Origin of the sequence: Burkholderia sp. DN3021 (assembly GCF_049805555.1) — a bacterium.
Lineage (GTDB): Bacteria > Pseudomonadota > Gammaproteobacteria > Burkholderiales > Burkholderiaceae > Burkholderia > Burkholderia pyrrocinia_C.
Window position 1 is genome coordinate 21736 of record NZ_JBNCAB010000057.1, and the last position, 23313, is coordinate 45048.

Below are 23313 nucleotides of genomic sequence, written 5' to 3' on the forward strand. Positions count from 1 at the left end.
CCGTTCAGACCGCGCGCAGGCTGCCTTCGAGCCGGTAGAAATCGAGCGACGGCGCGGTGAAGAACGAGCGCGACGTGCCGGCGGCGAAATCGTCGATGTGCACGACCGTCGCGCGGTCGGCTTCCTGCCACGAGATCGCGTAGGTCTCGCCGGCGATGTGCTGCCACGTGCAGGCGACTTCGCCCTGCGCGCCGGCGTATGCGCCTTCGGTGATCTCGTAGCGCATGTGGCGACCATCCTCGTCATACGCGTTGAGCGCGGCGAGGCCGTCGTAACGGACTTCGAATGTCTTGCCGGCGAACGGCGGACGCTGGGTCGATGCGTTCATGCTGATCAGCTCCTGCAAATAGATGTGACGTTCAATGGGCGAGTTCGACGGGTTCTGCCGTGCGTTCGGGCAGCCCGTGGCGACGGTCGAGACGGCCGCTCAGCGCGGTGAGCGCGAACGCGCCGAGCGTGACCACCGCGGCGATCCACGGCGTGTGGCCGAGGCCGACGTTCGCGACGATCAGGCCGCCGAGCGACGAGCCGCCGGCGACGCCGAGGTTGAACGCGGCGATGTTGAAGCCCGATGCGACGTCGGTGGCGTCCGGCGCGAAGTGGCGCGCCTGCTTGACGACATACACCTGCAGCCCGGGCACGTTGCCGAACGCGACCGCGCCCCACGCGAGCATCGTCAGCACCGCGAGCCATTTGACGTGGATCGTGAAGGTCAGCGCGAGCAGCACGATCGCGAGCAGCAGGAAGATCCGCTTGAGCGCCTTCACGGGGCCGACGGCGTCCGCGAGCTTGCCGCCCCACACGTTGCCGAACGCGACCGACACGCCATAGCCGACGAGCACGAGGCTCACCTGCGACGGCGTGAAGCCGGCGATCTGTTCGAGCAGCGGCGCCATATACGTGAACGCGATCAGCGAGCCGCCGTAGCCGACGGCCGTCATCGCAAAGACGAGCAGCAGGCGCGGCTGCGCGAGCACGCGGAGCTGGCGGGCGAGCGGCGCCGGCGGCGTTTGCGGCAGCGCGCGCGGCACGAACGCGACCGCGCCAAGGAACGCGACGAGGCCGAACAGCGCGACGATCAGGAACGTCGCGCGCCAGCCGAAGTGCTGGCCGATGAAGGTGCCGAGCGGAATGCCGGCGACGAACGCGACGGTCATCCCGCTGAACATCGTCGCGATCGCGCTGGCCGCCTTGTCCTTCGGCACGAGCGTGGTCGCGATGATCGAGCCGACCGAGAAGAACACGCCGTGCGCGAGGCCGGTGAGGATGCGCGCGACGATCAGCGATTCGTAGCCGGGTGCCTGCCATGCGACGAGGTTGCCGACGGTGAAGAGCGCCATCAGCGCGGCGAGCAGCATCTTGCGCGGCACGCGGCCGGTGAGCGCGGTCAGGAGCGGCGCGCCGATGGCGACGCTCAGCGCGTACAGGCTGACGAGCAGCCCGGCCGACGGCAGGCTGACGCCGAGGTCGGCGCCGATCGTCGGGATCAGCCCGACGATCACGAATTCGGTGGTGCCGATGGCAAATGCGCTGATGGTCAGCGCAAGCAGGGCGAGTGGCATGATGGGATCCTGGTTCCAGTAAGGATGGATCGCAGTGTGCCGACTTTACTTTTGCGGAAAAACTGGTCTATAAACCAAATTGTTTTGATTTCAAATCAACAATGAAAATCACGCTCGACGAACTCCAGGCCTTTGCCGCCGTGGTCGACACCGGTTCGATCACCGCTGCCGCGCAGCAGCTCGACCTCACCGTGTCGGCGGCGAGCCGCACGCTCGCGCGGCTCGAGGAGAAGCTGAAGACCACGCTGCTGCGCCGGACCACGCGGCGGCTCGAACTGACCGAGGAAGGGCGCGCATTCCTGCAGGACGCGCGCGCGATCATCGAGTCGGTCGAGAATGCGGAAGAGCAGATGCTCGCGCGTCGCGAGATGCCGTCGGGGCGCCTGCGCGTCGACGCCGCGACGCCGTTCATGCTGCACGTGATCGTGCCGCTCGTGCGCGGCTACCGCGAACGCTTCCCGAAAGTCGAGCTGGAGCTGAACAGCAACGAAGGGATCATCGACCTGCTGGAGCGGCGCACCGACGTCGCGATCCGGATCGGCCGGTTGAAGGATTCGACGCTGCACAGCCGGCGCATCGGCAACAGCCGGCTGCGCATCCTCGCGAGCCCCGCGTATGTCGAAGCGCATGGTCAGCCGCGCAAGGTCGAGGATCTCGGCAGGCACACGCTGCTCGGCTTCACGCAGCCCGAATCGCTGAACGTGTGGCCGATCCTCGGCACCGACGGCGAGCCGTGCCGCATCGAGCCGGACATCTGGTCGTCGAGCGGCGAGACGCTGCGGCAGCTCGCGCTGGACGGCGCGGGCATCGTCTGCCTGTCGGATTTCATGACCGCGCAGGATCGCGAAGCGGGGCGGCTCGTGCAGGTGCTCGCGCGCCAGACGCTCGACGTCGAGCAACCGATCCATGCGGTGTACTACCGCAATACCGCGATCTCGTCGCGGATCGCGTCGTTCGTCGATTACATGATCGAGGTGCTGGGCGGCGGCAGCAGCGGCAGCGATGCGCCGGCCCGGCGCAAGGCCGCGTGGCTGGAGCCGCGCTAGCGGCTGCGGGCGGCTTGCGGGGGAAGACGGGGCGGCCATAGCCCCGCTTGGCCCGGCGTGCCGCGTGGCGGCACGCCGTCGTGCTGCGGTTACGCCTCTTCGGACCAGGACATCCCGTCGCGCGCAAGCAGCGCCGACGAGGCCGCGGGCCCGAACGTGCCGGACGTGTACAGGCGCGGCCGGTCGCCGAGCTGCTTCCAGCCGTCGAGGATCGGCTCGACCCACGACCATGCGGCTTCGAGCTCGTCGCGGCGCATGAAGTGCGTGAGGCGGCCGCGGATCACGTCGATCAGCAGCCGTTCGTACGCTTCCGCGCGCCGTTCCGGAATCGCCTGCTGCAGGTCGAGGTTCAGGCTCACGGGCACCATGTTCATGCCGCTGCCCGGTTCCTTCGCGAGCATCTGCAACTGGATCGACTCTTCCGGCTGGAGCTGGATCACGAGGCGGTTGCCGTAGTGGCGCGGGCCGGTCGGGATGATCGAGAACGGCATGTCCGCGAACTCGATCACGATTTCCGACTGGCGGCGCTGCAGCCGCTTGCCCGTGCGCAGGAAGAACGGCACGTTCGCCCAGCGCCAGTTGTTGATGTGCGCGCGCAGCGCGACGAAGGTTTCCGCGCGGCTGTCCGCCGGCACGTTGTCTTCCTCTAGATAGCCCTTGACCGGCTGGCCGTCGACCGCGCCGGCCGTGTACTGGCCGCGCACCGTGTCGCGCGCGACGTCGGACAGCGCCATCGGCCGCAGCGAGCGCAGCACCTTCAGCTTCTCGTCGCGCACCGCGTCCGGGTCGAGCGACACGGGCGGCTCCATCGCGACGATGCACAGCAGCTGCAGCAGGTGGTTCTGCACCATGTCGCGCAGCGCGCCGGTATGGTCGTAGAAGCCCGCGCGGCTGCCGACGCCGACCGTTTCCGCGACCGTGATCTGCACGCTGCGGATGTTCGGCGCCTGCCACAGCGGCCCGAAGATCGGGTTGCCGAAGCGCAGCACCATCAGGTTCTGCACGGTTTCCTTGCCGAGATAGTGGTCGATCCGATAGATCTGCGATTCCTCGAAGTGCTTGCCGACCGCATCGTTGATCGCCTTCGCGGACGCGAGATCGTGGCCCAGCGGCTTTTCGAGGACGACGCGCGAGCGCGCGTCGACGAGGTGCGCGGCCGACAGGTTGTCGCAGATCGTCGTGAACAGCTCCGGCGACGTCGACAGGTAGAACACGCGGATCGCGTTGCCGCGCGCCGCTTCGGCGAGCCGCAGGTAGTCGTCCGGCGCGTTCACGTCGATCAGCACGTACTTGAACAGGTCGAGGAAACGGCTCCACGCGTCGGCGTTGAACGCCTTCTCGTCGATGAACGGGCGCGACTGCTCGTCCATGAACTTGCGATAGCCGTCGATGCCCCAGTCGCGGCGGCCGACGGCGATGATGCGCGTCTCGGGCGGAAGGTTGCAGTGCAGATGCGCCATGTACAGCGCGGGCAACAGCTTGCGGGCGGCCAGGTCGCCGCCGCCGCCGAAGATGATCATGTCGACGGGCCGGTCGGCCGCGGTCTGGGTAGGCTGATTCGTCATGAGTGGTTCGCGGTTTGAAACGGGGAACGTGAAACGAACGTCGAAGGCATCGGGCGCCGGATGGCCGGCACCGGTACGGCAAAACGATAATAGTGCACGGTTTTGATGGATTGCGTGTGCGTTCCCCCAAGATGTAACAGGGCTTGCATTCCGTCGGGCGGCCTGATTATGATTGAGCACTCACTCATTAAAGGAATCGAACGTGGCCCGACCGCGCAGTCCCGACAAGCACGAAGCCATCCTCGCCGCCGCCGCCCGCGCGCTCGCCGAGGACGGCGCGACCGCGACCACCGCGCGCATCGCGCGGCTCGCAGGCGTGGCGGAAGGCACGGTGTTCACGTACTTCGAGACCAAGGATGCGTTGCTGAACGCGCTGTATCTGAGCCTGAAGGCCGGGATGCGCGAAGCGATGATGGCCGGTTTTCCGGAAGGCGCGCCGGCCGAACAGGCCGTGCGGCATGCGTGGAACGGCTATGTGTCGTGGGGCGTCGCGAATCCGGACGGGCGGCGTGCGCTGCAGCAGCTCGGCGTGAGCGGGCGCATCGACGACGCGCATCGCGCGGCCGGCGCCGAAGGCTTCGGCACGATCCGCTCGCTGCTGCGGGAGCAGATCGTCGCGTCGCGCGGGCTGACGGCCGATGAAGCGCACGCGTTCTGCGCGGCGCTGTTTACGTCGATCGCGGAAACGGCGATGGAGTCGGTCGCGCGCGATCCGGCGCGGGCCGATGCGTACCGGGAAGCCGGGTTTCGTGCGTTGTGGGCGGTGCTGCACGCGGTATGAGCGTGACGCGAACGATGCGACGGAAGGGTTGGCCGCCGTGATGGCATGGGCGGTGCGTGTGCGGTACGACGGAAGGCAGGACGGTTTAAGGCACGGCGAGGCGTCGCGCGAATCATCGATGCATCGTCGATATTAATGAGTGAGTAATCATTCATTATCGTGGTTTCATCTTTTCAAGGAGCAGGAAAATGTCGAAAGTCTGGTTGGTAACAGGGGCCGCGCGCGGTCTTGGGCGAGCGATTTCGGAAGCCGTGTTGGCGGCGGGCGACCGGCTGGTGGCCGGTGCGCGCGATCCCGCGCGGCTGGCCGATCTGGCCGAGCGTCATGGCGACCGGCTGCTGCCGGTCGCGCTCGACGTCACCGACGAGGCGGCGGCCGCGCAGGCCGTCGCGGCGGCTCGCGAAGCGTTCGGCCGCATCGACGTGCTGGTGAACAACGCGGGTTACGGCCATACGGCGCCGTTCGAGCAGATGGGCGCCGATGACTTCCGCGACCAGATCGAAACGAACCTGTTTGGCGTGATCAACCTGACGCGTGCGGTGCTGCCGACGATGCGTGCGCAGCGCGCGGGGCACATCTTCCAGGTATCGTCGGTCGGCGGGCGTACGTCGACGGCCGGTTTGTCCGCGTATCAGGCGGCGAAGTGGGCGGTCGGCGGGTTCAGCGACGTGCTGTCGAAGGAAGTCGCGCCGTTCGGCGTGCGCGTGTGCGCGCTCGAGCCGGGCGGGATGCGCACCGACTGGGCCGCGCAGGCGAAGCGCAGCGTCGACGACCTGCTGCCCGACTATCAGCCGTCGGTCGGGAAGATTCTCGAGCTGTACGGCGCATATGCCGGCCACGAGGTCGGCGATCCGGCGCGGGTCGCGAAGCTGATCGTCGAGCTGTCGCGGCGCGACGACGTGCCGATGCGCCTGCTGCTCGGCGGCGATGCGCTGTTCGTATGCGAGCAGGCGGAAACGCAGCGCGCGGAAGAAGCCGCGCGGTGGCGGGATGCGACGCTGTCCACGCAGTTTCCGGATGCGAAGCTGCCGGAGGGGCTGGAAGCGTTGAAGCGCGTGTAATGAGCACGGCCATGCGCCGCTCGCGCGGCTGCTCCGTTGGGTCGGGCCGTGCGTAACGGCAGGCCCGATGCGAGCGGCCGGACAATCGGCTGCCGTCCATCTGTCGATCACACGCCTGCCCCGACCCAACGGAGCAGCCGCGCACCGTACGACGCACTTGCGATCAGCAGGACAATTGTCAGTCCGACGTTCCACGCGAGAATCATCATCGTGGCGTCGAGCGGATGATAGAGCGATAGCGCGACCGCCGTCATCGCGGAGACGGCAACGCTTCCCGCCATGACCACGGGCACCGGCGCGAGACGTGCGGCATGGCGCAGCATGATCAGCAGCGTCAACGAAAGCGGCACGCCGGTGAGCGCGAGCGTCGCAAAACAGCGGGCCGTTTCGCCCGGCGACAGGCCGTCGGGGCCGATTTCGACCCAATTCGTCAGGCAACCGTAGCCGATCGTCGAGATCCAGACGAACAGAGCCGGCGACGGCAACAGAAGCCACCGCAGCGAGCGCCCCGGCACGCTCGCGATGAACGCGCCGATGGCGGCCAGAATTCCTGTTGCCGCCGCCGCTGCGATGCCGGTGACGAACGCCCGCTCGTGCAGCTTCAACGACAGATCCGGCCGCAAGCCGTGCGCGACGGCGATGGCAAGGAGCAGCAGCGCCGCGAACGTCAGCCAGCCTGTTGCCCGCCACAGCGGCCGGCGCAGCGGGCGGACCGGCGTGCTGTCCGCTACCAGCGATTCGATCAGTTCGGAGGTCGGCCGTATCATTCAGCTGTCCCTTTTCTCGCCAACAATTTACGTAATGTCTTGATCCCGCGATGGACCGCGACCTTCAGGGCGGCAACCGTCATGCCGCTCGCGACGGCCGCTTCCTTCAACGACATTTCCTCGAGTTTGAGCATCCGGATCGCGTCGCGCTGGCCCTGGGGTAAGCGGGCAAGCGCGTCGCGCAGCACCCGCGCATCGGCTGCCTCCTCCATAAGATTCGCTCCGTCGCCGGCCAAGGTTTCGTGGTCGGGGTCGAGCGACATCTCGCGTGATGCCGCACGGCCCTGGCGACGCAGCGCGTCGACGATGCGGCGACTCGCTATCGATACCAGCCACGGCCCGAATGGCCGCTCGGGCGCGTAGGTGTGGCGCACTTGATGAAGGGTGATCAGTATGTCCTGCACCACATCCTCGATGGCATCGGGGTGGACGCCGTGGCGTGCCGCAAGTCGCCTCAAGTACGGGGTGACGCTCTCGAGCAGCCGGCGGTAGGCGTCCCGGTCGCCGATCTGTGCGCATGCCATCAGCGTCGACCAGTCGGGCGATCCGTCCTCCCGAATCGCCGCCCGTCCGCTACCTGCCTCGGGCCCGGCTGCCGGCCGGACCAGACGGATACGCCTTGCACGATGGCTTTCGTCGTCGGTCATTTCCAAGGTATCCCGCTACAAGGTCCGGCGCAGAAAATTTTCCGGCGCGCTGCGTAACCTTTAGTCGCCGCGGAGCGAATTTTCTGACAAGGTCGCGCACCGGCGATCCCCCGATCTTCAGGAGAAGACACCATGAGCAAATCCGCCTTAGCCGTTTCCTCCCTGTCAGCCGCGATCGGACTTGCGCTTGCCATGCAAGCCGCTCCGGGACAGGCGCAGGGTATGAAGGATATGAGCAATATGCCCCAGGTCGTCAAGGACAACATGGCGAAGATGGCGCAGAACCATCTGGAAAAATGCTATGGCGTGAACGCGGTCGCCAAGAACGACTGCGCCGAGGGCGCACATTCGTGCGCGGGGCAGGCCACGCAGGCTCGTGATTCGAAGTCGTTCGTGCTGTTGCCGGCCGGCGATTGCGGCAAGATCGCCGGCGGCAAGCTCAAGGCCGGTTGACGGCCCGCCCCATCATGAGCGTATCCGCGCCGCATCGCCCGGCGCCGCGCCCGATTCCGGCCCGGGCGGGCGTCGGGCTGCGCTTCCGGCACCATCGGACGGTCATTGACGAGCGGCCGGCTGTCGCATGGTTCGAGGTGCACACCGAGAACTACATGGGCGGTGGCACGGCGTCGCGATGTCTGGATGCGATTCGTCGCGATTACCCGCTGTCGCTGCATGGCGTGGGCTTGTCCCTCGGCAGCGCGGACGGGCTGGATGCCGTGCATCTCGCACGGGTGCGTGCAGCAGTGCTGCGTTTCGAGCCCGACCTGGTTTCCGAGCATGTGTCGTGGAGCGCGCTGGGCGGAACCTATTTGGCGGACCTGCTGCCCTTGCCGATGACCGAGGAGGCACTGGAGGTCGTATGCCGGCATGTGGACCAGGTGCAGACCGCGCTCGGGCGGCAGATTCTGGTGGAGAACCCGTCCACCTATTTACGCTACGTCCACTCGACCATTCCAGAGTGGGAATTTCTTTCGGAAATCGCGCGGCGCACGGGATGCGGCCTGCTTTGCGACGTGAACAACGTTTACGTCAGCGCGTGCAATCATGGCTGGGACCCGCATACCTATCTCGCTACGCTGCCGCCGGCGGCGATCGGCGAAATCCATCTCGCCGGCCATAGCACGATGCAACTCGAGAACGGCCGAACACTGCGCATCGACGATCATGGCTCGCGCGTCGCGCCCGCGGTGTGGACACTCTACGAAGCGGCGCTACGGCGTTTTGGCCCGGTGCCGACGCTGATCGAATGGGACAACGACGTGCCCACGCTCGAGGTTCTGATTCAGGAAGCGGCCATCGCGGATGCCGTACGGGAGGCGATTCGAAATGAAACCGCAAACGCATTCGCTTGCTGACGTGCAGCAGGCTTTCAGCCGCAGCCTGCTGTGCGATGCCGATCACGATGCGAATGGCGACATTGCAGCCATGGTGCTCGGCGACGGGCTGGAGCCACGCGCGCGCTTGAACATCTACCGGAACACGGCGATGAGCGTGCTGGCCAATGCGCTGCGCCTGAGCTTTCCGGCTGTGCAGCGTCTGGTCGGCGCCGAATTCTTCGACGGTGCCGCGCGCCTGTTCTGCAGCACGGCGCCGCCGCATCGCGCGTGGCTGGACGAATACGGCGCGCAGTTTCCCGACTTCCTCGCGCAGATGCCGCAGACCGCGTCGCAGCCGTACCTCGGCGACGTCGCACGCCTCGAATGGCAGGTCAATCTCGTGCTTCACGCACCGGACGATCCGATACTCGATCTTGCCCGCCTGGCACGACTCGACGACGTCGCGCTGGGCGAGTTGCGGCTGTGGCCCCATCCAGCTGCGCGGCTGCTGCGCTGCAACTCTCCCGCCGACGCGATCTGGCGCGCAGTGCTCGAGAACGACGATTCGGCCCTACGCGCGATCCGGCTCGACGACGCGCCCGCACACCTGCTCGTGCAGCGCACGGCCGAAGATGTGGAGACGCTCCGCTTGAGTGTCGCCGAATGGCAGATCGCCACGGCGCTCTTCGCAGGCGAGGCGGTGAGTGTCGCACTCGCGAAAGCTCCCGAAGCGCACGGATACGCACTGCTCGCAACCTGTCTTGCACGCGGATGTTTTGCTGAAGCGTCGCAGTCGGCGAACGACTGCGCGTTCGACGGAGGATCACGGACATGACTCGCCTGTCACAAACCGTCCATACCCGGGCGAGCGCGCGCGACGCACTGCTGCGCATCGCGCAGACGCTCGAGCGTGTTCCTTACTGGCTGCTCGCCATTCCGCTGCGGATTGCGGTGGCGACCGTCTTCTGGAACTCGGCGATGACCAAGCTTGCGAACTGGGACGCGGCACTGCAACTCTTTTCGGAAGAGTACCGGTTGCCGGTGCTGCCACCCGAAATCGCCGCATACATGGCTGTCTCGATCGAACTGAGCATGCCGGTGCTGCTTGTACTCGGCCTGGCAGTCCGGCCCGCCGCGCTGGTCCTGCTCGGGATGACCTCGGTGATTGAAATCTTTGTCTATCCGCAGGCGTGGCCCATACACATTCAATGGGCGGCGATGCTGATCGTGCTGTTGTGTCGCGGCGCCGGATTGTTATCGATTGATCATGTGGTGCGCACGCGCTGGCTGCAGCGGAATTCAGCAGAAAACTGAGCCGCAGGCCTTGACCCGAGAGTGTGCTCCAGGGTCCATCGTGAAGTGTACGGATGGAAATTCAATGGACCGTCTTCCCGACATCATGACCGGATCATTGGGGGCGATTCCGGCAGCACTGGAACACGCGGGCAGGTTCAGCCTGTGCAAATCCGCGGACGGTCGACGTCAGCGAGTGGCGTTCCGGATCGTCACCCTCTCGCTGATTGGTCTGCTTGCTGTGCCGTCGTTGAAAAGGGGCGGGGGTCAGCAGCACAAGGGCATCCGTCCGCGTGACGCCGAGGCGGCGCCGCGCGACGGACGAACTGAAGAGGGGCTGAAGTCGACGACGCACACGCCGCGCCGCGTGGCGAAGTCTCCGGTTCCGATCGCACGACATCGGTACCCGGCGCTTCCGGGCTGTCTTTCGGGCCGCGAAGTGACTTACGGCGTCACGACAAGCGCCGTATGCATGCCCGCAACGTAGTGTCCCGGCTTGTTGCAGATCAGCACGTAGTGGCCGGGCGTGAGCTTGAATGACGCGCGCTTGCTCGTGCCCGGCGCGATGTCTTCGACTTCGCCGATCTTTCTCAACCTGTGCTCCAGCACCTGCCGTTTGCGGACAGGAAGTGCATCATCCGGGAGATCGGTCTTGAGCACGACAAGTTCGTGCTCCATGTTGTTGTCCACAGCATTCTTGACGTCGAACGTGACGCGACCCGCTTTCACGTTGTGTGTCTCGAGCTGGATCGAGTTCGAACGCAACGTCGCGTTGACGGTTTGCTCCGCCCGGCTTGCATGCGATGTCATGCCGAGGGCGGTCACACTGGCGAGGATGGCGATTCTGTAAGCGGCGTCCATGGCAGCCTCCTTTGCATCGAAACAACGCGGCCTATCAAGCGTCGAGCGATTGCCGTAAGCGATCCCGGCGAGAACGCTCACGGGCCGACATCGATGCGGCCATAGACACCGTCGGCTTCGTCGTTGGGGCCGGCAGCAAAGAACAGCGTATTGACGGGTTGATTGTTGAGGCCGTTGCCGAATGCGATGCCCCACAGCCCCGGCTCGACGATCGCCTTGCCATCGAGTTGCTGCAGGGTCCCGCGCAGCATGCCTGACGTCGCATCGAACGCGTGGATCATGCCGTCACCGAAGTTGCCGATCAGAACGGTGTTGCTGAAGCGGCCAAAATCCGCGGGCGCAAGCGCCATGCCCCACGGCGCATTCAACGGTTCGCCTGAGGCGAAGCGTTGAATGAATTGTCCCGACGGGCTGAACACGTCGATCAAACCCAACCCTGCACCAGCGACGTCGTCGTGTGCTGCCGCGTCCTGCTTCGCATAAGAGACGTAAAGTTTCGAGCCGATGGCCTGAATTCCAAACGGCGCAAACCCTGCCGGCAAAGCGGGATCTTGAAATGCACCGGTCGTCGTAACCTTTGTGAAGGTTCTGTCGAAAACATCGATCCGGTTGTTGTGGAAGTCCGTTGCGTACAGGAAATTCGCGCCGTTGTTGCTGGCCATGGCGAGCCCTTTGTAGACGGCGCTGCCGCCGCTGTCGAACACAGTGACGGCCGATGTCGGATTGACCGCTGGCGACCACGCCGTGATCGTTCCACCCTCTCCGGCGAAAATGAAGGGCGCCGGCCCCGATTTTGCGCCCTGGGTCACCACGAAGTCTGACGTGCCATTGAATACGATGCCCGTGGGGGCGGCGTCGCCTTGCGAGCCGGCGGGGATTGTCACGACGAGCGATTGCGGCACGCCATTGCCGTCATAGAGCGTTGCGTGCTGCGTCCCGTTATCCGCGACCCAGACAAAGCCCTTGGGATTGAATGCAATGCCCCACGGATTCTTCAGGTTTGTATCCACGTGAGCAGCGGGAAGCGCACCGTCGGAAACCAGTACGCCGACCTTGTACTGACTGACGTGGGATGAACTGCCGCATGCTACGACGCTGGTCAGCACGAATGCCATCATCGCAGCGCCGAGCGTTGTATGGACCTGTTTCATGACTTGGCTCCGAACACGAATGGGACGTTAGTAAACGGACAGGCCGGTGCGTTTATTCCGCTCGTTTCATTTGCGCGGCTACGGTGTCGGGCGCGGAACGCGACGATCAGTCGTGACGTCTATCGCCACGGAACCGTCCATCGTCGATCCTTGCGAGGACGGCCGTTCAAACTGGACAGGAGAAAACAAATGGCGCTCACGCACAAACTGAGCCTGGTGGCACTGCTTTCGACGTTGCCGCTCGCGGCTTACGCGCAGGATGCGCAGTTAGCCGATCCCCAGATCGCCGCGATCGTGGTGACGGCGAATCAGGTCGACATCGATGCAGGGAAGCTTGCGATAGGCAAGACTCACACGAAGCAGGTCAGGGACTTTGCAAAATTGATGGTCACGGACCACACCAGCGTGAACCGATCGGCGGTCGCGCTCGCGACCAGGCTGAACCTGTTTTACGCGTCAGCGCCGGAGCGCCCGGCGCGATAACATCGCGCCGATGGTCAGCACGTCGACCATCGGCGATTTCGAGCGGAACGTCATGGTCGAAGACCCAATCTCATCGCCCGATCGCGCGCTCATGCGGGCAGAGTTGCGCGCGTTGCTCGATCGCAAGCTTGATGCGTTACCCGACACGTTCCGGGTCGTCTTCGTCCTGCGTTGCGTCGAGGAGCTGAGCGTCGAGGAAACGGCACAGTGTCTCGGTATGCCGGAAGCGACCGTGCGTTCGCGTCATTTCCGGGCAAGGAACATGCTGCGCGAATCCCTTGCTCAGGAAGTCGATCTGGCCGAGCGTGACGTGTTCTCGTTCGACGGCGCACGTTGCGATCGGATCGTGGCCAGCGTGCTGGCGAGGCTCGATTCGCGCCGATAGACTCGCACGGCACACGTCGTGTGCTCAAGGAAACGGGGCGACGGCGAGCCTTCTCGACTGTCACTGCAGCACCTGCTGCAAGCCCTGCGGCAGCGGCGCGGTGTGCCGGCCATGCGCCGAGCGCCCATATCCGCATCTAATCGAATCTGACATACACGTGTCATCTTCGATTAGATGCGGATATCGTTGACGCGTTATCCCGAGCTGGTGCCCGGCTCCGATTTTTCGGTGAGCTGATTCATCAGTTGATGCAGACGAGCGCAAATTTTCGCGACATCCGGATCGATCTGGGGCGGGAATTCGCTGAGGCACGCCGGATACATGCGGACCCGGACATCAATACCGTTCTCACGAGACTGACACATCAACGCGGCGTACGGAAAGGCCAGTTGCCGCCTCAAGCGATTAGCACCATCCACAAGTCGAAGGGGCTGGAAACCCGAAGAGCGTTCTTGGTCCCCTGTGACGCCAACAACCTCGTTGCCAACGAGAAGAATCGGTGCCTGCTCTACGTTGCGCTGAGCCGGGCGTGCGAGCATCTGACACTCGTCGTTCCACGGTCCAATCCCTCACCTCTCCTCAAGCTATAAGGCGTCACGTCAACAGATCATCCAAACGGCAGGAATGCGGGTCTGCTCGTGCGCCCGTACGGATAAAAGAAGAGAACGATAGTCGGCCCCGCAGGGAACAACAGTTGTCGGAGCTCTCGTATTCCATGATCTCCAATACCTTCCAGGTGGCCGTCGGCGCCCGATGTCAATTTGACTTGGCGGAGCTGTCGTTACCCTGATTGCGACCTGGTTCGCGCGCTGTCGCCGACGGGCCCAGTGTCGCGAGAATCTTGTCGCGGCATACCGTCAGGATTTCGTCGGCCAGAGGAGAATCATCCGGGCACGCGCGCGACAACACAATGGCGCCGACCGCATGCGCCATGATGTCGAGGCAGTTGGCTCGGGCCTCCGCCGAGTCTGCACCGTCTGACGAATCACGTTCTTGGACTAACGCCGCCAGCAGTCTTTCGATGCCGTCCGCGAATGTGGCCCGGACCGCTTCGGGTTGACGCGCGGCATCCCCACCCAGCGCGGCCATCGTGCAGCCGGTTGCGCGCGAGTCGCGGTGCTCGCGCGCGAGATACAGTCGCACGAATTCCGATGCGTCCACCCCAGCCGACAGCGCAACGGTCTGCGCCATGCCGCAGGCCGCCGATTCCGCCATCAGATCGGCCTTTGAGCGGAAGTGCTTGTAGAAGCCGCCGTGGGTGAACCCAGCTGCGCCCATCAGATCCGCTACTCCGACCCCATCAAAACCGCGCTCCCTGAACAGCGTCGACGCTGTTTCAACAACGTGGGCCCGGTTGGCCTGGGCCTGTGCCTTGGTGACTTTCACTTTTCCTCTCCGTGGGCGCGTTCCTGTCTGATGGCCCGACTATACATTGATGTTGGTCGTCATCAAAGTCTTGACACTTTTGATTATGGTTATCATCATTAACCCATTCCCACCACCAGACGCTGGAACAACATGTCGGAGAAAACGCTTTTCGAGCCGTACGCCCTCGGTGGCCTGACGCTCGCCAATCGCATCGTCATGGCACCGCTGACCCGCAACCGTGCCGGCGCCGGGTTGGTGCCCAGCGAGCATGCCGCGACCTACTACGCCCAGCGTGCGTCGGCCGGCCTGATCATCACGGAGGCCACTCAGGTTTCGGCCCAGGCCCAGGGCTATCAGGACACTCCCGGCCTGTACACGCCCGAGCAGATCGCTGGCTGGCGGAAGGTCACGGACGCCGTACATGCCAAGGGTGGACGCATCTTCGTGCAGCTCTGGCATGTGGGCCGTGTCTCGCACACTGACCTGCAACCTGGCGGTACGGCGCCGGTCGCACCTTCCGCTATCCGCGCCGAGACGAAGACTTTCGTCAACAACGGATTTGCCGACGTGTCCGAACCACGCGCCCTGGAACTTGCCGAGCTGCCGGGCATCGTGAACGATTTTCGACAGGCTGCCGCCAACGCTATTGCCGCTGGTTTCGACGGAGTGGAAATTCACGGCGCCAACGGATATCTGCTGGAGCAGTTCATCAAGGACGGGGCCAACCATCGCACCGACGACTACGGCGGCTCGATCGAAAACCGTGCGCGCCTGCTGCTCGAGGTGGTCGCCGCAGTGGTCAAGGAAATCGGCGCCGAACGCACTGGCGTGCGCATCTCGCCCGTTTCGCCGGCCAACGGCATTTCCTGCAGCGATCCGCAAGCGCAGTACGACTACATCGCCGAACAGCTCAGCGCCCAGGGCGTCGTCTATCTGCACGTAGTCGAAGGTGCGACTGGCGGCCCACGCGATGTCGCCGCGTTCGACTATGACGCGCTGCACCGCCGTTTCAAGCAGACCTATCTAGCCAACAACGGCTACGACTTGGAATTCGCCACCACTCAACTCAATGAGGGCAGGGCCGACCTGTTCGCGTTCGGCCGTCCGTTTATCAGCAACCCGGACCTGGTCGAACGCCTGCAGCACGGCGCACCCCTGACGCAGCTCAACCCGGCGACGCTCTATGGCGGCGGCGCTGTGGGCTACATCGATTATCCGACGATCTCCGGCTAAAGCTCGTGCCCTTGACTGAGTCTCCGCCAGAAGAACCCTTGCAAAGGAAAGTACCCATGACCACGCTTCCGACAGTCCTCATCACCGGCGCCTCCAGCGGCATCGGCGCCACCTACGCCGAGCGCTTCGCTCGGCGTGGCCATGACCTCGTCCTTGTCGCCCGTGACAAGGCGCGACTGGATGCCTTGGCAACGCGCCTGCGTGAGGAAAGCGGTGTGGCCGTAGAAGTGCTGCAGGCCGACCTGACCCAGTCCACCGATCTGTCCGCGCTCGAGGCGCGTCTGCGCGATGACGATCGGATAGGAATTCTAATAAACAATGCCGGTGTGGCTCAGTCTGGCGGCTTCCTGCAGCAAACCTCTGAAAGCATCGAACGCCTGATCACGCTCAACACGACGGCGCTGACGAGGCTTGCAGCCGCGGTCGCTCCACGCTTTGTGCAGTCCGGTAATGGCTCGATCGTCAACATTGGCTCGGTGGTAGGTTTCGCGCCCGAGTTCGGCATGTCGATCTACGGCGCGACCAAGGCATTCGTGCTGTTCCTGTCGCAGGGCCTGAACCTCGAGTTGTCGCCCAAGGGCGTTTACGTGCAGGCGGTACTGCCGGCGGCGACCCGCACGGAGATCTGGGAGCGTGCCGGGGTCGACGTGAACACGCTTCCCGAAGTTATGGAAGTCGGAGAGCTGGTTGATGCGGCACTGATTGGGTTCGACCGTCGCGAACTGGTCACGATCCCGCCACTGCACGTAGCCGGACGATGGGACGCGCTGGATGGCGCTCGCCAGGGACTGATGTCGGACATTCGACAAGCACACGCGGCCGAGCGCTATCAGCTCAACGCCTGACTATTGCCGTTTCTGCCTTTGGCGAGCGTCAGGCTGTACCTGATCTGTAAGAAGCCGTTTTTTGCATCCCGACACTGCACCCTCTGGTTGTTTCAGGGGGCACCGTGGTCTGTAAAGCAATTGCAGCAAACGGCGGAGCGACGAATACCACGAGGACTTTGCGCCCCAAGTGTTGGCATTTCTAGCGCATTGAAGCTGCGAAGCTGCCTCAACAGGTGAAAACATGATTGACAACCATATCACTACACCCACGCGCTTCGTGGATGTCGAAGGTACTCGATTCGCCTACCGCCGCTGGGGTAACGCAGATTCTTCGCAGCCGCCGTTACTGTTCCTGCAGCACTTCCGTGGGGGCATGGACAACTGGGATCCACTGATGACGGATGGTCTTGCGCAAAGCCGCGAAGTCATTCTCTACAACGGTCGCGGCGTCGCTTCCTCCGGCGGGCAACCACGAACGCGCATTGAGGACATGGCCGATGACGCAGCGGCCTTCGTTCGCGCACTCGGCTTGCAGCAAATCGACGTTCTGGGCTTTTCGTTGGGAGGGTTTCAGGCGCTGGACCTGACTTGGCGCCATCCCGAGCTCGTGCGGAAGCTGATGCTGCTGGGTACCGGGCCGCGCGGGGGAAATCCCGAAATGGAGCAGCGCGTGTTGACGACAGCGGTCAATCCGGTCCCTGCGTTCGAAGACTTCCTCTATCTGTTCTTCGGCCGATCAGCAGAGGCTGAGCAGGCAGCAAGGGCGTTCTGGGAGCGGCGTCATATGCGAGCCGACCAAGATCCGCCACCGTCCGATCGTTTGCGGGACTGGCAGCGACTCCTCGATTCACGCTCACCTTTACTAGTGCCGCCAAAGGCTTCGAGATTCTGTCGGACAAGGATGCCCAAGCGGCTTTCCTCAGGGGGGTGAGCAGTAAAGACCTGACCATCAGCGGCGACTTCCGGGAAGTGTTGTGGTTCCAGGGCCTTACGGCGTTCCTGCAGCCTCCGAAAGTCGTCTTGCCTTACGACCGCACCGTCTTCTGAGTTGCCATGAAACCCGATCTGCTTAACCAGCCGCTGCGCCTGCCCAATGGCAGCGCTCTGCGCAACCGGCTCGCCAAGGCCGCCATGAGTGAGACTCTGGGCACCTACGATAATCGCCCAACACCGGACCTGGTGCAGTTGTACCGACGCTGGGCTGCCTCGGGGCTCGGACTGATCATGACAGGCAACGTAATGATCGACCGCCGCGCCTTGGGCGAGCCTGGGAATGTCGTGATCGAAGACGAAGCAGACTTGCCCGTGCTGCGGCAGTGGGCGGAGGCTGCAACCGCGCAAGGGGTGTCGATCTGGGTGCAGCTTAACCATCCCGGAAAGCAGTCGACCAAGGGTTTGAACGCCTTCAACCTGGCGCCCTCTACGGTTCCTTTCCGCGAGGACATGGCAGCATTCTTCGAGACACCGCGCGAAGCGACCACGTCCGAGATTCAAGAAATCATCGAACGCTTCGGGCGCAGTGCGGCTATTTGCAAGAAGGCTGGGTTCAGTGGCGTAGAGATCCATGGAGCACATGGTTATCTGATTAGCCAATTTCTTTCTCCGCACCATAACCGCCGCAGCGACGAATGGGGCGGCAGTCCCGAGAAGCGGCGCCGGTTCGTACTGGCCGTATATGCGGAAATCCGCCGGCAGGTCGGTCCAGACTTCCCGGTCGGCATCAAGCTCAATTCGGCCGACTTCCAGCGTGGTGGTCTTACGGAAGAAGAGTCGATCGAGACAATCCGCGCGTTGACCGACGCGGGCATCGACCTAATCGAGATTTCTGGCGGTACCTATGAGGCGCCGGCCATGAGCGGGGCGATGCGAGAACCGAAGAAGGAATCCACCGCGGTCCGAGAAGCCTACTTCCTTGAATTTTCCCAGAAGGTGCGGGCAGCAGTCAAAGTGCCACTGATGGTGACCGGTGGTTTCCGAACGGCTGCCGGCATGAATGCGGCGCTGCACTCCAGCGCGCTGGATGTGGTGGGCTTGGCGCGTCTGCTCGCGATCGATCCTGATGCCCCCGTCGCGTTGCTTCAAGGGCGCGACAGCCTGCAGCAGGTGCACCCAATCAGTACCGGCCTCAAGACTGTCGATCGCATCGGAATCATGGAGGTGCTGTGGTACACGCGCCAGCTCAAGCGCATTGCGAGGGGTAGAGAACCGCGCCCCGACGAGAGCGGGCTTGCGGCATTCTTGAAGTCTGCATTCAGCAGCGGCTGGGGAACGTTTCGCACGCGTCGTTTGCGGGCGCGCAGTTGAGCGCCGAGGCGCTTGCGATTAGAAACTCATCGCTGATGAACGTCCTATGAAACGATCCGCCGCCCGATCAAAGGAAGCCACGCACGAGCGCATTGTCGACGCTGGCGCGCGCGTGATCCGCCGCAGCGGGTATGACGGCGTCGCCATTGGCGACATCATGAAGCACGCGGGCCTCACCCACGGTGGGTTTTACGGACATTTCGCTTCGAGAGAGGCAATGCTGGTCGAGTTGGCGGATCGGGCAGGCGCCGATGCCATCGCCACCTTTTTGCGCTGTACGGCCGCAGCGCCCGCCGAGCATTCCCTGCGGGCGCTCCTACGAGCTTATCTGTCCAAGGAGCACGTGAAAAACCCGGAGGTCGGTTGCCCAATCGCCGCCCTGGGAACGGAAATGCCGCGTCAGGCGCCGGCTGTACGACGCGCAATTACGCGCCGCATCAAAGAAATGATCGAAGTCGTCTCCCGCCAATCGGCCGATTGGGGTGAGCCCGATGCGCACAAGCGTGCCCTGGCGACCACAGCGACGATGATTGGGGCCGTGATCCTGGCGCGCGCTGTCGACGAAGAGCCGTTGTCCGAATCGATGCTTGAAGCAGCACTCGAGCATCTTGCTTGCGGCGCGGATTAAAGTCCGACCGTTTTTTTTACCCGTCAGCATGATGCTCGACATATGAAAGTAGAACCCAAGGAGTCAATGATGAAGAGCATCAACCCAGACACCCAATCGGACCCGTCGTTTGCTCGAGCACCGAACAACTTCGTCAAGGCGGCTGGCACTACCTTCGCCTACCGCGAACTCGGTCCGCACGGCGGAATTCCTTTAGTTTTTTTGAACCATTGGGGAGCCGTTCTGGATAACTTCGACCCGCGCATCGTCGACGGCTTGGCTCACAAGCGTCGCGTTATCACCATCGACTATCGAGGAATTGGCTTATCCGGCGGTATCGCGCCGGTGACCGTGGACGAGATGGCGCGCGACACCATCGCGGTGATTCGCGCAATGGGTTTTGATCGAGTCGACCTGCTTGGCTTCTCGCTCGGCGGATTCGTGGCGCAGGACGTGGCTCTCAAGGCGCCCGGCCTGGTGCGCAAGCTCATCCTCACTGGCACGGGTCCCGCCGGCGGTCACGGCATCGATCGTGTGGGTGCCGTGTCCTGGCCACTGATGCTCAAAGGCCTGCTAACGCTGCGCGATCCAAAGGCCTATCTGTTCTTCACCTCCACAACCAATGGCCGGCGGGCAGCAAGCGCCTTCTTGAAACGGTTGAAGGAACGTAAGACTGGCCGTGACAAGGGGCCTACACCTCGCGCCTTCCTTCATCAACTCAAGGCGATCAAGGCTTGGGGCCAGCAGGCGCCACAAGACCTCACCAACCTGCCCATCCCTGTCCTGATCGCCAATGGGGATAACGACATTATGGTACCCACCGCTTTGAGCCACGATATGGCCCGCCGCATCCCCCATGCACAACTCGTCATTTATCAGGACGCGGGCCATGGTGGAATTTTCCAGCATTACACCAACTTCGTACCTACGGCACTGGAGTTCCTATCGCAATGAATACTCTGTGGAGCAGCCACGTATGAAGCTTCTCGCGAACCCCAGCAGAGCGCGCATGATTCTCGACCAAAATTCGTCGACGACGCGCTTTGCCGAAAGCATCACCGAAATTTGGAGAAAGAAATGAAATCAGTCCGATTTCATAAGACCGGAGGCCCTGAAACCCTGGTGTATGAGGATGTGCCAGATCCCTCACTCGCCGACGACGAAGTTCTCATTCGCGTCGAAGCGGCTGGATAGTACCCCAGCCGTGGGCGTGAGCGCGGCTCAGTTCAGCGCCTTCACAATACAACGCAACATCGGAGTAAGAGCAACATGAAAGCACTCACATTCAAACGCTATGGCAAATCACCCGAGATTGGGTTCGCCGAAGTTCCGCGCCCCACACTAAAGCCCGACGAACTGCTGGTCGAGGTTCACGCCGCGGGGGTGAACCCGATCGATAACATGATTCCGACGGGGATTTTCAAACCCGTATTGAAGTTCCAACTGCCCGCGACTATGGGTAGCGACCTCGCTGGCATTGTGATCGATGTTGGCAGCCGTGTAACTCGCTTCAAGAAAGGCGACGCAATCTTTGCAAGTCTGTTCGACCTTGGAAGAGGATCTATCGCCGAATTCGCCGTTGTACCGGAGAGTGCAGCAGCCCCAAAACCGGTTAATCTCGACTTCGTGCAGCCCGCCTCAGTTCCAATGGTCGCACTCACTTCCTGGCAAGCGCTGAAGGAACGTGCCAATCTTCACGCGGGTCAGAAGGTGTTCATTCCTGCAGGATCTGGCGGTATTGGCACGTTTGCGATCCAATTGGCCAAGTATTTCGGTGCTAAAGTAGGGACCAACACCAGTACGGGTAATATCCCATTGGTTACAAGCCTGGGCGCGGACGAGGTAGTCGACTACAAGAAGCAAGAGTTCGAGAAAGTGCTGCGCGGCTACGATGTGGTGATTGGCACGATCAGGGGTGATGCGATTGAAAAGTCGATAGGAATCCTGAGTCAAGGAGGCAAGATCGTCTCTCTTATCGGGCCGCTGGACGCAGCGTTCGCCCGTGCTCGCGGGCTGAACTTCGTCCTGAGGTTCGTATTTGGCCTAATGAGTCGCAAGATCATGCGTCTCGCGAGAACGCGGGACGTCACCTACTCATTTCTCTTCGTACGCCCCGACGGTGCTCAACTTGCCGAGATTGGCAAACTGCTCAAGTCAGAACGCATCCATCCGGTGATTGACAAGGTATTTCCGTTTGAACAGGCAAAGGAAGCGCTTGAGTACCTAGCGCAAGGACGCGCCAAGGGTAAGGTCGTGGTCAAGATCAAGTAAGGTACCTAAGGGTTGAGTGTTGAGGCGTGCCGAGCTCGGGAATGATGTATGACTCTCAATACGCCTGCCCCTGGGCGAGTTGGCGTCAGGCGTTCGCAACGCCGAGCGTCGGGACGACTTCATTTCGCGGCACGTATGACGACATTTTCCCCTTCGGCGTCGGCTTCGGCCGGCGAAGTGACCTCCTTCTTTTGCAAACGATGACGATTTTGCGTTGGTCGATGCTCTCGAAGGGGCGTCTAACGCTGATACTGGGGAACCGAGCCACAACCTGTTCGTTGTGGAAGTGCCCACCAGATCAAAGACTTAGACGATCTAGCAGTTGGTTGTATTCAGATACAACGATTGTGACCGGCCGCCGCTACTTCGGGCGGCGGATCATCGGTGTGCTCCCAGCACGCCGCACGTCTGATGGTAAAGAATCGCTGGGGCCGCATAATCAATATCGCCTCGGTGGCGGGCATGCGAGCGGTCGGTAAAGGCCGCACGGCATACGGCACCTCGAAAGGGGCCGTTATTGCTTTAACCCGCCAGATGGCAGTGGAGCTCTGCGATTACGGCATTACAGCTAACGCAATCGCGCCAGGCCCAGTCGATACGCCTATGACCAAGGCGCTGCATAGTGAAGAGTTCCGCGCCGAATATTCAAATGCGATTCCTATGAAGCGCTACGGCACGACGTCGGAAATCGCTGCGGCGGTGTGCTATCTGGCGTCGGAGGAGGCGGGGTATACGAACGGAATTGTGCTTCCGGTGGACGGCGGATTCCTTGCGTGGGGAGCGGGTGCGGTTTGAACGGGACATGACGACGCTGGCTCGAAGCGCGTCAGAACAATCTGCTGGTTGTGACGTGGTTGTCGCTCGCCAATCGCCTTCAGCCGTCTCCGATATCAAGGCTCTGTGAATAATTTGCCCACCGAACGAATGCTCGATGACGATCATTCGACAATCGTCTTTCCGAGCACGCGAGGCGGTGGCATCTTTTAGCCGTGGTTCCCGAGAAGAACCTTTGTTAGCTTCCGGCTGCGGCTATAAGGTCTCGGGATGGATTTGTAACGGAGGGGCGCGTTCCAATAGAGCACGTGAGGCGATGGGGACGCGTCCTACATTTTCTCGGCCAGCACAGCCTTTTGCCGTCGCAAGTGCGCTAGAAAATGGGCCTGATAATCTACAGAAACGGCGCCGATCACACTAGCTCTTCCTCGGAGATTTCTACGCCAGGTGTTGACTTTGGGAACGTCCGCGAAAATTGACGCGACACCATCTATCTCTAAGGTGTCGAAGTAGCGAAAGATGGGGGCAAAGACCGCGTCTACCATGCCAAAGGCCTCACCGTCGAAGTACGGACCGAAGCCTAGGACGTTTTCGAGTTGGACCAGCCGTTCTTTGAACGACGTGGCTTTTACTTCGGCGCTGGCATGGTCCTTGGCGTTCAAGTACCCCCACGCCTCGCCCAGGGTCGCAGAGCCAAATTCAATCCAGGCTCGATGCTTGGCGCGTGCCAATGGATTGGCCGGGTAGAGATGTGGGCCGGGTTGCGTTTCGTCCAGATATTCGCAAATCGCCATACTTTCAAACAAGATCTCTTCTTCGCCGTCGGGCTGCTGGATTTGGAGCAAAGGGACCTTGGCAGTCGGTGACAGTGCCAAAAACCAAGCCGGCTTGGCGTTGAGATCCACGTTGATACGCTCGAACGGTAAGCGCTCGACACGTACCGTCTGTTCATGAGGGCGCGGCACCGGCAATCTGATTCCCATCAGATGTAATGGGAATCAGATTGATGAA

25 protein-coding genes and 3 pseudogenes are annotated in these 23313 nt (G+C 62.7%); 19 read left to right on the forward strand and 9 right to left on the reverse strand.

Translation table 11 applies throughout. The features are described 5' to 3' along the window. Nucleotides 1-4: 4 nt before the first annotated feature. Together ACPUER_RS24785 and ACPUER_RS24790 are read right to left on the reverse strand one after the other, a co-directional pair. Nucleotides 5-328 (reverse strand): MoaF-related domain-containing protein, encoded by a 324-nt coding sequence (locus tag ACPUER_RS24785; RefSeq protein WP_175960059.1) that lies wholly within the window; start codon nucleotides 326-328, stop codon nucleotides 5-7. 31 nt (nucleotides 329-359) lie between these two features. Beyond that, nucleotides 360-1562, reverse strand: a complete 1203-nt coding sequence (locus ACPUER_RS24790; protein WP_425132385.1) for an MFS transporter — start codon at nucleotides 1560-1562, stop codon at nucleotides 360-362. Nucleotides 1563-1663: 101 nt separating this feature from the next. Between ACPUER_RS24790 and ACPUER_RS24795 the strand changes: the two genes are divergently transcribed. Further along, nucleotides 1664-2608 carry a LysR family transcriptional regulator gene (locus tag ACPUER_RS24795; protein WP_310136602.1) on the forward strand — a complete coding sequence of 315 codons (945 nt, stop codon included), beginning with the start codon at nucleotides 1664-1666 and terminating at the stop codon, nucleotides 2606-2608. Between the two features lie 89 nt (nucleotides 2609-2697). On the opposite strand, the gene zwf is transcribed toward ACPUER_RS24795, so the two are convergent. Continuing rightward, entirely contained in the window at nucleotides 2698-4173 is a 1476-nt protein-coding gene (gene zwf, locus ACPUER_RS24800; protein ID WP_175960061.1) for a glucose-6-phosphate dehydrogenase, read from the reverse strand. 202 nt (nucleotides 4174-4375) lie between these two features. On the opposite strand from zwf, the gene ACPUER_RS24805 reads away from it, so the two are divergent. Together ACPUER_RS24805 and ACPUER_RS24810 are read left to right on the forward strand one after the other, a co-directional pair. After that, a complete protein-coding gene (locus tag ACPUER_RS24805) occupies nucleotides 4376-4954 on the forward strand; it encodes a TetR/AcrR family transcriptional regulator (protein ID WP_310136600.1) in 579 nt (192 codons plus the stop codon). A gap of 188 nt (nucleotides 4955-5142) precedes the next feature. Next, a complete protein-coding gene (locus ACPUER_RS24810; RefSeq protein ID WP_425132386.1) occupies nucleotides 5143-6015 on the forward strand; it encodes an SDR family NAD(P)-dependent oxidoreductase in 873 nt (290 codons plus the stop codon). Nucleotides 6016-6122: 107 nt separating this feature from the next. On the opposite strand, the gene ACPUER_RS24815 is transcribed toward ACPUER_RS24810, so the two are convergent. Both ACPUER_RS24815 and ACPUER_RS24820 read right to left on the reverse strand, forming a co-directional pair. Then, nucleotides 6123-6782 carry an NrsF family protein gene (locus ACPUER_RS24815; protein WP_425132387.1) on the reverse strand — a complete coding sequence of 220 codons (660 nt, stop codon included), beginning with the start codon at nucleotides 6780-6782 and terminating at the stop codon, nucleotides 6123-6125. Next, a complete protein-coding gene (locus ACPUER_RS24820; RefSeq protein WP_175960064.1) occupies nucleotides 6779-7429 on the reverse strand; it encodes a sigma-70 family RNA polymerase sigma factor in 651 nt (216 codons plus the stop codon). Before ACPUER_RS24820 ends, ACPUER_RS24815 begins: the two co-directional genes overlap by 4 nt. Nucleotides 7430-7561: 132 nt before the next feature. On the opposite strand from ACPUER_RS24820, the gene ACPUER_RS24825 reads away from it, so the two are divergent. The 5 genes from ACPUER_RS24825 (at nucleotide 7562) to ACPUER_RS24845 (ending at nucleotide 10525) form a co-directional block, all read left to right on the forward strand. Further along, nucleotides 7562-7882 carry a DUF2282 domain-containing protein gene (locus ACPUER_RS24825; RefSeq protein WP_175960065.1) on the forward strand — a complete coding sequence of 107 codons (321 nt, stop codon included), beginning with the start codon at nucleotides 7562-7564 and terminating at the stop codon, nucleotides 7880-7882. 14 nt (nucleotides 7883-7896) lie between these two features. Then, nucleotides 7897-8784 (forward strand): DUF692 domain-containing protein, encoded by an 888-nt coding sequence (locus tag ACPUER_RS24830; RefSeq protein WP_425132388.1) that lies wholly within the window; start codon nucleotides 7897-7899, stop codon nucleotides 8782-8784. Further along, nucleotides 8756-9580 carry a putative DNA-binding domain-containing protein gene (locus ACPUER_RS24835; protein WP_425132389.1) on the forward strand — a complete coding sequence of 275 codons (825 nt, stop codon included), beginning with the start codon at nucleotides 8756-8758 and terminating at the stop codon, nucleotides 9578-9580. The genes ACPUER_RS24830 and ACPUER_RS24835 overlap by 29 nt, the downstream gene beginning before the upstream one ends. Then, nucleotides 9577-10059 (forward strand): DoxX family protein, encoded by a 483-nt coding sequence (locus tag ACPUER_RS24840; RefSeq protein ID WP_425132390.1) that lies wholly within the window; start codon nucleotides 9577-9579, stop codon nucleotides 10057-10059. Before ACPUER_RS24835 ends, ACPUER_RS24840 begins: the two co-directional genes overlap by 4 nt. A gap of 64 nt (nucleotides 10060-10123) precedes the next feature. Further along, complete coding sequence (locus tag ACPUER_RS24845) at nucleotides 10124-10525, forward strand: hypothetical protein (protein WP_425132391.1); 402 nt, start codon at nucleotides 10124-10126, stop codon at nucleotides 10523-10525. On the opposite strand, the gene ACPUER_RS24850 is transcribed toward ACPUER_RS24845, so the two are convergent. Next, nucleotides 10483-10899: a plastocyanin/azurin family copper-binding protein gene (locus tag ACPUER_RS24850; protein WP_425132398.1), complete on the reverse strand. Its 417-nt coding sequence runs from the start codon at nucleotides 10897-10899 to the stop codon at nucleotides 10483-10485. The two genes, ACPUER_RS24845 and ACPUER_RS24850, sit on opposite strands and share 43 nt — an antisense overlap. A 77-nt stretch (nucleotides 10900-10976) precedes the next feature. Then, nucleotides 10977-12050, reverse strand: coding sequence for a TIGR03118 family protein (locus tag ACPUER_RS24855; protein ID WP_425132392.1), 1074 nt, complete (start codon nucleotides 12048-12050; stop codon nucleotides 10977-10979). 189 nt (nucleotides 12051-12239) lie between these two features. On the opposite strand from ACPUER_RS24855, the pseudogene ACPUER_RS24860 reads away from it, so the two are divergent. The 3 genes and pseudogenes from ACPUER_RS24860 to ACPUER_RS24870 form a co-directional block, all read left to right on the forward strand. Continuing rightward, nucleotides 12240-12497 (forward strand): annotated as a pseudogene (locus tag ACPUER_RS24860) (DUF4142 domain-containing protein); the annotation flags it as partial. Next, nucleotides 12496-12918: pseudogene (locus ACPUER_RS24865) on the forward strand (sigma-70 family RNA polymerase sigma factor); the annotation flags it as partial. The pseudogenes ACPUER_RS24860 and ACPUER_RS24865, both read left to right, overlap by 2 nt. A gap of 248 nt (nucleotides 12919-13166) precedes the next feature. Next, nucleotides 13167-13508, forward strand: a complete 342-nt coding sequence (locus ACPUER_RS24870; protein WP_425132399.1) for an ATP-binding domain-containing protein — start codon at nucleotides 13167-13169, stop codon at nucleotides 13506-13508. 166 nt (nucleotides 13509-13674) lie between these two features. On the opposite strand, the gene ACPUER_RS24875 is transcribed toward ACPUER_RS24870, so the two are convergent. Then, on the reverse strand, nucleotides 13675-14304 hold the full coding sequence (locus ACPUER_RS24875) for a TetR/AcrR family transcriptional regulator (protein WP_175960074.1): 630 nt from the start codon (nucleotides 14302-14304) through the stop codon (nucleotides 13675-13677). Nucleotides 14305-14436: 132 nt separating this feature from the next. Between ACPUER_RS24875 and ACPUER_RS24880 the strand changes: the two genes are divergently transcribed. From ACPUER_RS24880 to ACPUER_RS24915, 8 genes and pseudogenes are all read left to right on the forward strand, one after another. Beyond that, nucleotides 14437-15519 (forward strand): alkene reductase, encoded by a 1083-nt coding sequence (locus tag ACPUER_RS24880; RefSeq protein WP_425132393.1) that lies wholly within the window; start codon nucleotides 14437-14439, stop codon nucleotides 15517-15519. A gap of 56 nt (nucleotides 15520-15575) precedes the next feature. After that, nucleotides 15576-16364 (forward strand): SDR family NAD(P)-dependent oxidoreductase, encoded by a 789-nt coding sequence (locus ACPUER_RS24885; protein WP_072440264.1) that lies wholly within the window; start codon nucleotides 15576-15578, stop codon nucleotides 16362-16364. Between the two features lie 223 nt (nucleotides 16365-16587). Next, nucleotides 16588-17277, forward strand: coding sequence for an alpha/beta fold hydrolase (locus ACPUER_RS24890; protein WP_425132394.1), 690 nt, complete (start codon nucleotides 16588-16590; stop codon nucleotides 17275-17277). Between the two features lie 122 nt (nucleotides 17278-17399). Continuing rightward, a complete protein-coding gene (locus ACPUER_RS24895) occupies nucleotides 17400-18650 on the forward strand; it encodes an NADH:flavin oxidoreductase/NADH oxidase family protein (protein WP_425132395.1) in 1251 nt (416 codons plus the stop codon). Between the two features lie 46 nt (nucleotides 18651-18696). After that, complete coding sequence (locus ACPUER_RS24900) at nucleotides 18697-19278, forward strand: TetR/AcrR family transcriptional regulator (protein ID WP_175960078.1); 582 nt, start codon at nucleotides 18697-18699, stop codon at nucleotides 19276-19278. A 69-nt stretch (nucleotides 19279-19347) separates the two neighbouring features. Next, nucleotides 19348-20211 (forward strand): alpha/beta fold hydrolase, encoded by an 864-nt coding sequence (locus tag ACPUER_RS24905; protein WP_175960079.1) that lies wholly within the window; start codon nucleotides 19348-19350, stop codon nucleotides 20209-20211. 315 nt (nucleotides 20212-20526) lie between these two features. Further along, nucleotides 20527-21528 carry an NADP-dependent oxidoreductase gene (locus ACPUER_RS24910; RefSeq protein ID WP_425132396.1) on the forward strand — a complete coding sequence of 334 codons (1002 nt, stop codon included), beginning with the start codon at nucleotides 20527-20529 and terminating at the stop codon, nucleotides 21526-21528. A 375-nt stretch (nucleotides 21529-21903) separates the two neighbouring features. After that, nucleotides 21904-22323 (forward strand): annotated as a pseudogene (locus ACPUER_RS24915) (SDR family NAD(P)-dependent oxidoreductase); the annotation flags it as partial. A gap of 308 nt (nucleotides 22324-22631) precedes the next feature. Here the strand turns inward: ACPUER_RS24915 and ACPUER_RS24920 are convergent. Further along, entirely contained in the window at nucleotides 22632-23285 is a 654-nt protein-coding gene (locus ACPUER_RS24920) for a glutathione S-transferase family protein (protein ID WP_425132397.1), read from the reverse strand. Nucleotides 23286-23313 lie beyond the last annotated feature (28 nt).

What these genes read in the sequence shown, in the direction of transcription:
- zwf (WP_175960061.1), bottom strand. Translation starts at nt 4,173, where the DNA reads ATGACGAATCAGCCTACCCAGACCGCGGCCGACCGGCCCGTCGACATG.
- ACPUER_RS24820 (WP_175960064.1), bottom strand. Translation starts at nt 7,429, where the DNA reads ATGACCGACGACGAAAGCCATCGTGCAAGGCGTATCCGTCTGGTCCGG.
- ACPUER_RS24830 (WP_425132388.1), top strand. Translation starts at nt 7,897, where the DNA reads ATGAGCGTATCCGCGCCGCATCGCCCGGCGCCGCGCCCGATTCCGGCC.
- ACPUER_RS24890 (WP_425132394.1), top strand. Translation starts at nt 16,588, where the DNA reads ATGATTGACAACCATATCACTACACCCACGCGCTTCGTGGATGTCGAA.
- ACPUER_RS24855 (WP_425132392.1), bottom strand. Translation starts at nt 12,050, where the DNA reads ATGAAACAGGTCCATACAACGCTCGGCGCTGCGATGATGGCATTCGTG.
- ACPUER_RS24840 (WP_425132390.1), top strand. Translation starts at nt 9,577, where the DNA reads ATGACTCGCCTGTCACAAACCGTCCATACCCGGGCGAGCGCGCGCGAC.
- ACPUER_RS24920 (WP_425132397.1), bottom strand. Translation starts at nt 23,285, where the DNA reads ATGGGAATCAGATTGCCGGTGCCGCGCCCTCATGAACAGACGGTACGT.
- ACPUER_RS24885 (WP_072440264.1), top strand. Translation starts at nt 15,576, where the DNA reads ATGACCACGCTTCCGACAGTCCTCATCACCGGCGCCTCCAGCGGCATC.
- ACPUER_RS24880 (WP_425132393.1), top strand. Translation starts at nt 14,437, where the DNA reads ATGTCGGAGAAAACGCTTTTCGAGCCGTACGCCCTCGGTGGCCTGACG.
- ACPUER_RS24795 (WP_310136602.1), top strand. Translation starts at nt 1,664, where the DNA reads ATGAAAATCACGCTCGACGAACTCCAGGCCTTTGCCGCCGTGGTCGAC.
- ACPUER_RS24850 (WP_425132398.1), bottom strand. Translation starts at nt 10,899, where the DNA reads ATGGACGCCGCTTACAGAATCGCCATCCTCGCCAGTGTGACCGCCCTC.
- ACPUER_RS24810 (WP_425132386.1), top strand. Translation starts at nt 5,143, where the DNA reads ATGTCGAAAGTCTGGTTGGTAACAGGGGCCGCGCGCGGTCTTGGGCGA.
- ACPUER_RS24910 (WP_425132396.1), top strand. Translation starts at nt 20,527, where the DNA reads ATGAAAGCACTCACATTCAAACGCTATGGCAAATCACCCGAGATTGGG.
- ACPUER_RS24785 (WP_175960059.1), bottom strand. Translation starts at nt 328, where the DNA reads ATGAACGCATCGACCCAGCGTCCGCCGTTCGCCGGCAAGACATTCGAA.
- ACPUER_RS24900 (WP_175960078.1), top strand. Translation starts at nt 18,697, where the DNA reads ATGAAACGATCCGCCGCCCGATCAAAGGAAGCCACGCACGAGCGCATT.
- ACPUER_RS24790 (WP_425132385.1), bottom strand. Translation starts at nt 1,562, where the DNA reads ATGCCACTCGCCCTGCTTGCGCTGACCATCAGCGCATTTGCCATCGGC.
- ACPUER_RS24815 (WP_425132387.1), bottom strand. Translation starts at nt 6,782, where the DNA reads ATGATACGGCCGACCTCCGAACTGATCGAATCGCTGGTAGCGGACAGC.
- ACPUER_RS24895 (WP_425132395.1), top strand. Translation starts at nt 17,400, where the DNA reads ATGAAACCCGATCTGCTTAACCAGCCGCTGCGCCTGCCCAATGGCAGC.
- ACPUER_RS24825 (WP_175960065.1), top strand. Translation starts at nt 7,562, where the DNA reads ATGAGCAAATCCGCCTTAGCCGTTTCCTCCCTGTCAGCCGCGATCGGA.
- ACPUER_RS24870 (WP_425132399.1), top strand. Translation starts at nt 13,167, where the DNA reads ATGCAGACGAGCGCAAATTTTCGCGACATCCGGATCGATCTGGGGCGG.
- ACPUER_RS24835 (WP_425132389.1), top strand. Translation starts at nt 8,756, where the DNA reads ATGAAACCGCAAACGCATTCGCTTGCTGACGTGCAGCAGGCTTTCAGC.
- ACPUER_RS24845 (WP_425132391.1), top strand. Translation starts at nt 10,124, where the DNA reads ATGGACCGTCTTCCCGACATCATGACCGGATCATTGGGGGCGATTCCG.
- ACPUER_RS24905 (WP_175960079.1), top strand. Translation starts at nt 19,348, where the DNA reads ATGAAGAGCATCAACCCAGACACCCAATCGGACCCGTCGTTTGCTCGA.